Origin of the sequence: Vibrio sp. V39_P1S14PM300, assembly GCF_009904765.1 — a bacterium.
GTDB classification, from domain to species: domain Bacteria; phylum Pseudomonadota; class Gammaproteobacteria; order Enterobacterales; family Vibrionaceae; genus Vibrio; species Vibrio proteolyticus.
Genome location: NZ_WXWP01000394.1, coordinates 1 through 7,131, shown reverse-complemented (window position 1 = coordinate 7,131; position 7,131 = coordinate 1). Strand labels below are relative to the sequence as shown.

Annotated in this window: 6 protein-coding genes; all 6 read left to right on the top strand. The window is 50.5% G+C overall.

Annotation, left to right across the window (positions count from 1 at the left end; genetic code table 11):
• A partial coding sequence (locus tag CAG65_RS20545) for a ribosome-recycling factor (protein WP_161454825.1) occupies window positions 1-315 on the top strand: 315 nt, incomplete at its 5' end.
• Between the two features lie 98 nt (window positions 316-413).
• On the top strand, window positions 414-1,169 hold the full coding sequence (locus CAG65_RS20540; RefSeq protein WP_161454824.1) for an isoprenyl transferase: 756 nt from the start codon (window positions 414-416) through the stop codon (window positions 1,167-1,169).
• Window positions 1,170-1,182: 13 nt separating this feature from the next.
• Window positions 1,183-2,025, top strand: a complete 843-nt coding sequence (locus CAG65_RS20535; RefSeq protein ID WP_161454823.1) for a phosphatidate cytidylyltransferase — start codon at window positions 1,183-1,185, stop codon at window positions 2,023-2,025.
• Between the two features lie 48 nt (window positions 2,026-2,073).
• On the top strand, window positions 2,074-3,282 hold the full coding sequence (ispC, locus tag CAG65_RS20530) for a 1-deoxy-D-xylulose-5-phosphate reductoisomerase (RefSeq protein WP_021705839.1): 1,209 nt from the start codon (window positions 2,074-2,076) through the stop codon (window positions 3,280-3,282).
• A complete protein-coding gene (gene rseP / locus CAG65_RS20525; protein WP_161454822.1) occupies window positions 3,279-4,634 on the top strand; it encodes a sigma E protease regulator RseP in 1,356 nt (451 codons plus the stop codon). The genes ispC and rseP overlap by 4 nt, the downstream gene beginning before the upstream one ends.
• Window positions 4,635-4,674: 40 nt before the next feature.
• Complete coding sequence (gene bamA / locus CAG65_RS20520; RefSeq protein WP_021705837.1) at window positions 4,675-7,083, top strand: outer membrane protein assembly factor BamA; 2,409 nt, start codon at window positions 4,675-4,677, stop codon at window positions 7,081-7,083.
• The last annotated feature ends 48 nt before the right edge of the window (window positions 7,084-7,131 follow it).

Genomic DNA, 7,131 nt, shown 5'->3' with positions numbered 1-7,131 from the left:
ATCATGCAGTCTGACCTGGGCCTGAACCCAATGTCAGCAGGCACTGTGATCCGCGTTCCGCTGCCGCCGCTGACGGAAGAGCGTCGTAAAGATCTGGTGAAAATCGTACGTGGTGAAGCCGAAGGTGGTCGTGTGGCGATCCGTAACATCCGTCGTGACTCTAACAGCGAACTGAAAGCACTTCTGAAAGACAAAGAAATTTCAGAAGACGAAGATCGCAAAGCACAAGACGAGATTCAAAAACTCACCGATGCAGCTGTTAAGAAAGTTGACGAAGCACTGGCTGCAAAAGAAAAAGAGTTGATGGAAGTGTAATCGCCTATAAACTCGACATTTCTGGAAACGCTGTGCTCGCAGCACAGCGTTTTTTTGTGCTACTCTTATGCCCCGTTGATAACCCACATAACCTCCTTATGCAGAACTCACAACTCTCTCCTGACTCTTTACCTCAACACATCGCGATCATCATGGACGGCAATGGCCGTTGGGCAAAGGCTCAGGGTAAACCACGAGTTTTCGGGCATAAAAATGGAGTGGCTGCGGTACGAAAAACCATTTCGACAGCCGCCAAGTTGGGGATTAAAGCGGTCACTCTGTTTGCGTTTAGCAGCGAAAACTGGCGTCGACCAGAAGAAGAAGTTGGCGTTCTGATGGAGCTTTTTATCAGCGTATTGTCGACAGAAGTGAAGAAATTACACAAAAATAACCTGCGTCTGCGCATTATTGGCGACAAGACCCGTTTCAGCCAGCGTTTGCAATCGAAAATTGCCGATGCGGAAGCGATGACCGCTGGCAACACAGGCATGGTGATCAACATTGCGGCGAACTATGGCGGCAAATGGGACATCACCGAGGCCATGAAAGTGATGGGCCAGCAGATTCAGGACGGGCAACTTCAGGCGTCAGATGTGACAGAAGAGCTGATCGCTCAACACCTGACTATGGCCGATCTGCCTGATGTTGACCTGTTGATCCGCACCAGTGGTGAATGTCGGATCAGCAACTTTATGCTTTGGCAGCTGGCGTATGCTGAGCTGTATTTTACTCCGGTTTATTGGCCTGAGTTTGGAGAAGAGCACTTATTAGATGCAGTGACTTGGTTTGTTAATCGTGAAAGACGCTTTGGTTGTACCGGTGAACAAATCAAGGCATTGATGAACAACTCATAAAGGATTCATCAGTTTGAAGCAAAGAATTATTACGGCGCTGATTTTAGCTCCTCTGGTTATTCTGGGCATTTTTATGCTGCCGCTACCATGGTTTATGGCGGCGATTGCAGCGGTCACTCTCGTCGGCTTCTGGGAGTGGACACAATTTGTTGATTGCCGCTCCCGTGTTCTGGCGTTGATCCCGGCGGTTGTGGTGGGGGGCGCGAGCCTGTTTTTCGTCCAGTCGGATGTCCTGAGTCTCAATACGTTGACTCCCGCTCATTACGCGATTTTGACGATTGGTGGAATTTGGTGGGTGATCTCCAGCTTGATGGCGATCACGTACCCTAAATCCAGCGATGGCTGGCAAAATTCCACGATATTGCGTCACTTGTTTGGCATATTGACGCTATTGCCATTTTTCTGGAGCGTGTTACTGCTGCGTGCTGAAGGCATTGACTCCGATCCATATCACGGTGCCAAACTGGTCTTGTTTGTATGCTTATTAGTCTGGGCGGCTGACAGCGGGGCGTATTTTGCCGGCAAATCGCTGGGCAAACGTAAAATGGCGCCGAACGTCAGTCCAAATAAAACCATTGAAGGCCTGATTGGCGGCATTCTCACAGCTCTGGTGGTGGGCTGGGTTGCAGCGGACTGGTTCGATATTACTTTTACCAATCACGCCGTGATGTTGGTGATCACGCTGATCACTGTGGTGATCTCCGTGTTAGGTGATTTGGTTGAAAGCATGTTCAAGCGTGTATCCGGGATTAAAGACAGCAGTAATATCATCCCGGGGCATGGTGGCATTCTCGATCGCATCGACAGCCTGACAGCGGCTTTCCCGGTCTTTGCTCTTCTATACTTCGTCTTCTAATCTCTACGGGCAGGGCATCCCTGCCTGTAAAATTAATGGTCTCTTGCTATGCGTAAGTTAACAATCCTCGGTGCAACGGGCTCCATCGGTGCCAGTACATTGAAAGTGGTCGCACAGAACCCACAACAGTTTTCTGTCGTGGCTTTGGCGGCAGGAACCAACGTAGACAAAATGCGCCAGTTGTGCGAAACCTGGCGACCGAAATATGCCGTGATGGCCTGTGACGACGCAGCGCTGTTACTCAAACAGCAATTGGCTGAGTTAAAGCTGACCACTGAAGTACTGTCTGGCGTCGAGGCCATGTGTCACATCTCCTCCTTTGATGAAGTCGATACGGTCATGGCAGCCATCGTAGGCGCAGCCGGCCTGATGCCGACGATGGCCGCAGTCAAAGCGGGCAAACGTGTATTGCTGGCCAACAAAGAAGCCCTGGTGATGTCTGGGCAACTGTTTATCGATGCCGTTGAAAAGTACGGTGCCGAAATCATGCCCGTGGACAGTGAACACAACGCGATATTCCAGTGTCTGCCAACGGACGTTCAGGTCAACCTGGGGCGCAGTGACCTCAAAGCCAATGGTATTCAGCACATCCTGCTCACCGGATCTGGCGGTCCGTTCCGCTACAGTGATATTGCCTCACTGGCCGAGGTGACGCCGCAACAGGCCATTGCCCATCCAAACTGGTCGATGGGACCGAAGATCTCTGTGGATTCCGCTACCATGATGAACAAAGGTCTGGAATACATCGAAGCCAAATGGTTGTTCAACACCGAACGTGATCAGCTGAAAGTGCTGATCCATCCGCAATCGGTGATTCACTCCATGGTGCAATATTGTGATGGTTCACTACTGGCTCAAATGGGCGAACCGGACATGGCAACACCTATCTCTCTGACGATGGCTTATCCAGAGCGCGTGCCGGCGGGCGTTCAGCCCTTGGATTTTACTCAGTTAAGTGAGTTGACTTTTATGGCACCGGATTACGACCGTTATCCGTGTCTTAAACTGGCCATTGATGCCTGTTATGAAGGTCAGCATGCGACGACCTCACTCAATGCCGCCAATGAAGTGGCTGTCGATGCCTTCCTCAATCAGCGTATCCGTTTTACCGACATTGCTGAGGTAAATGAAAGAGCCATGTCAAAAATTTGTTCGACTCATAGCTTGTTACAGTGCTACGACTTGGAAAGCCTGATTGAGCTAGATAGAATGACTCGCAGTATAGCCCTGGAAATTGTACGTGAGCGTTCGCTATGACCGGTATTTTATGGAACTTCGCTTCTTTTATTATCGCCCTGGGCATTCTGGTGGCGGTGCATGAGTTTGGTCACTTCTGGGTCGCACGTCGCTGTGGCGTGAAAGTCGAGCGCTTCTCCATCGGTTTCGGTAAATCGATTTGGACCAAGCAGGGGAAAGACGGCACAGAATACGCGCTGTGCGTGATTCCTCTTGGCGGCTACGTCAAGATGCTCGACAGCCGGGTAGATGAGGTTAGTGCTGACGAAGCGCATCTGGCGTTTGACCGCAAAGCGTTGTGGAAACGCACTGCGATTGTGGCCGCAGGCCCCGTGTTTAACTTCCTGTTTGCCATTTTTGCCTACTGGCTGGTGTTTCTGATTGGCATTCCGGCTGTGAAGCCAGTTGTTGGTGAAGTGACCCCGTATTCCATTGCGGCAGACGCGGGCTTGCAACAGGATATGGAACTTAAAGCGGTCTCGGGCGTCAAAACCGCAGACTGGGAATCAGTGAATATGGCGTTGATCTCACACATCGGTGATCCGCGCATGACTCTGACCGTGGCACCAGCCGATGGGCTGGGCGCACCGCAGACACTGAATCTGGATTTGTCCGAGTGGAACTTTGATCCAGAAAAAGAGTCTGCTATGGGAGCGTTAGGTTTTAAACCGTTTACGCCGGACATCTCGCTTACCATCAGCAACGTGTCGGAAAATGGCGCAGGAGCCAAAGCCGGCCTGGAACGTGGCGATACGCTGTTGCGGGCCAATGATCAAACGCTCACGGAATGGACACAGGTGGTCGAGCTGATTCAAGGGAGTCCGAATGTGCCTGTGGCACTGACGATTGATCGCGCTGGTGAAACCCGCACCCTGACGTTGACACCGGACAGTAAACAGGCGCAAGGCCAGACGATCGGCTTCGCAGGAATCGCTCCGGAAGTCGCAGAATGGCCGCAAAGTTATCGCTTTGAGCTGCAATATGGTGTATTTGAGTCAATCGGTAAAGCGGTTGAAAAGACGGGTCAGGTTATTGATTTGACCATGTCGATGTTGAAAAAACTCGTCGTTGGCGATGTCGGTTTAAATAATCTCAGTGGCCCGATTTCGATTGCGAAAGGCGCTGGAACCACTGCGGATTATGGCTTGGTGTACTTCTTAGGCTTTTTGGCGCTAATCAGTGTCAACTTAGGAATTATCAACTTAGTCCCTCTGCCAATGTTGGATGGTGGCCACCTGCTGTTCTTTGCTATTGAAGCGATTATACGTCGTCCCGTACCTGAGAAAGTGCAGGAAATGGGATATAAAATCGGCGGCGTGATTATTTTTTCTTTAATGGCTGTGGCAATATTTAATGATTTTACTCGCCTTTAAATAGGGCATCGGGTTGTTGTAAGGAATAACTAAAACAAGTATGGCGATGAAAAAAATTCTGTTTGCGACGTTACTGGCGACCAGTGTTTCCGCAAACGGAGCAGAGAACTTTGTAGTTCAGGATATTAAAATTGAAGGTTTGCAACGTGTGGCACTGGGTGCGGCATTGTTGAAAATGCCCGTTCGAATTGGTGATAACGTCGATAGTCAGGATGTGGCGGAAATCATCAAGGCCCTGTACACGTCGGGCAACTTCGAGGATGTCAAAGTCCTGCGCGACGGCAATGTGCTGGTGGTGCAGGTCAAAGAGCGTCCGACAATTGCCAGCGTTTCCTTCTCCGGAAATAAAGCGATCAAAGAAGAGCAACTGACTCAAAACCTGGAAGCGTCCGGTATCCGGGTGGGTGAGGCGCTGGATCGCACCAAGTTATCTAACATCGAAAAAGGCCTGGAAGATTTCTACTACAGCGTTGGTAAATACAATGCGACGGTAAAAGCGGTCGTAACGCCGTTGCCACGCAATCGTGCTGACCTGAAATTTGTCTTCACCGAAGGCGTGTCGGCCAAAATCCAGCAGATCAACTTTATTGGTAACGAGGTCTTTTCCGACGAAGAGCTGCTTAGCCGCTTCAATCTCAATGTGGACGTTTCATGGTGGAACTTCCTGTCCGATGACAAATATCAGAAACAGGTGTTGGCCGGCGACATTGAAGCGCTCAAATCGTATTATCTTGACCGCGGTTACCTCAAGTTTCAGGTAACCTCGACTCAGGTGGCGATTTCACCGGATAAAAAAGGCGTCTACATCACTCTGGGTCTGGATGAAGGCAAACCGTACAAGGTAAAAGACGTGCAGTTCCGGGGGGAACTGATCGGCAAAGAGAAAGAATTCCAAGGTATGGTGCCGTTTGAAGACGGCGATGTTTACAACGGTTCGTCAGTCACTGCGCTCGAAGAGAGTGTCAAGAAAGCGCTGGGTGAGGCGGGCTATGCGTATCCCCAGGTTCGTACCATTCCTGAGTTTGATGATGAAAACCAGGAAGTGTCTCTGATCGTGAATGTCGAAGCGGGCAACCGTATCTACGTGCGCGATATCCGCTTTGTCGGGAACAACTCAACCAAAGATGAAGTGCTGCGTCGCGAAATGCGTCAGATGGAAGGCAGTTGGCTGAACTCGAAATCGATCGAGACCGGTAAAACCCGTCTCAACCGTCTGGGGTTCTTTGAAACCGTGGACGTGCAAACGGTGCGCGTACCGGGCAGTGAAGACCAGGTTGACCTGGTTTACACGGTCAAAGAGGCCAACTCAGGCAGTGTTAACTTTGGTATCGGTTATGGTACAGAGTCGGGTGTCAGCTTCCAGGTAGGCTTGCAACAAGACAACTTCCTGGGCAGTGGTAACCGGGTCGGCATCAACGCGATGATGAACGATTATCAGAAGAACATTAGCCTCGACTATCGCGATCCGTACTGGAACCTGGATGGGGTCAGCCTGGGCGGCAAGATCTTCTACAACGAGTTTGAAGCTTCAGAAGCCGGTATCGTCGACTATACCAACGAAAGTTATGGTACCAGCCTGACGTGGGGGTTCCCGTTTGATGAGCTGAACCGTTTTGAGTTCGGTGTTGGCTACACGCACAACAACATCGGTAACCTGACCCCATATCTGCAGATTGAACAGTTCTTGTGCAGTATGGGCGACTGTAATGCGACCAGCCTGCAAACCGATGATTTCGATATCAATTTGTCGTGGACACGCAACAACCTCAACCGGGGCTATTTCCCGACCGCAGGTAATTACCAACGTGCCTCGGCAAAAGTAACCGTACCTGGCTCTGACACGCAGTACTTTAAGCTGCAGTACGATATCCGTCAGTATATCCCACTGACCAAAAAGCATGAGTTTACTCTTCTGATGCGTGGTCGTTTGGGGTACGGCAATGGTTACGGCGAAACCGACGGCAACGATAATTTGTACCCGTTCTATGAAAACTTCTATGCCGGTGGCTTTACCTCGCTGCGTGGTTTCGGTTCGAACAGCGCTGGCCCGAAAGCGGTGTACCGAGATTACTCCGGCTCGAACAACGGTGCGGATACAGCAACGGATGATTCGGTCGGTGGTAACGCGGTGGCACTGGCCAGTCTGGAGCTGATCGTCCCTACGCCATTTGCGTCGGATGAAGTGCGTAACCAGATCCGTACCAGCGTATTCCTGGATGCTGCCAGTGTCTGGGATACTGAGTTTGATTACCGCAGTGGCGGTGCAGACTATGGTGACAAGTACTACTATGACTACTCAGATCCAACGAATTATCGCGCATCATACGGTGTAGCCCTGCAATGGATGTCACCAATGGGACCACTGGTCTTCTCACTTGCGAAACCTATTAAGATTTACGAAGGTGACGATGAGGAATTCTTCACTTTCACTATCGGCAGAACCTTCTAACAGAGGAATATATTTTGAATAAAATGATTAAAGCGGCTGGTGTAAGCC

Excerpts from the sequence above, each read along its gene's own strand:
- CAG65_RS20540 (WP_161454824.1), top strand. The coding sequence starts at position 414 with ATGCAGAACTCACAACTCTCTCCTGACTCTTTACCTCAACACATCGCG.
- ispC (WP_021705839.1), top strand. The coding sequence starts at position 2,074 with ATGCGTAAGTTAACAATCCTCGGTGCAACGGGCTCCATCGGTGCCAGT.
- rseP (WP_161454822.1), top strand. The coding sequence starts at position 3,279 with ATGACCGGTATTTTATGGAACTTCGCTTCTTTTATTATCGCCCTGGGC.
- bamA (WP_021705837.1), top strand. The coding sequence starts at position 4,675 with ATGGCGATGAAAAAAATTCTGTTTGCGACGTTACTGGCGACCAGTGTT.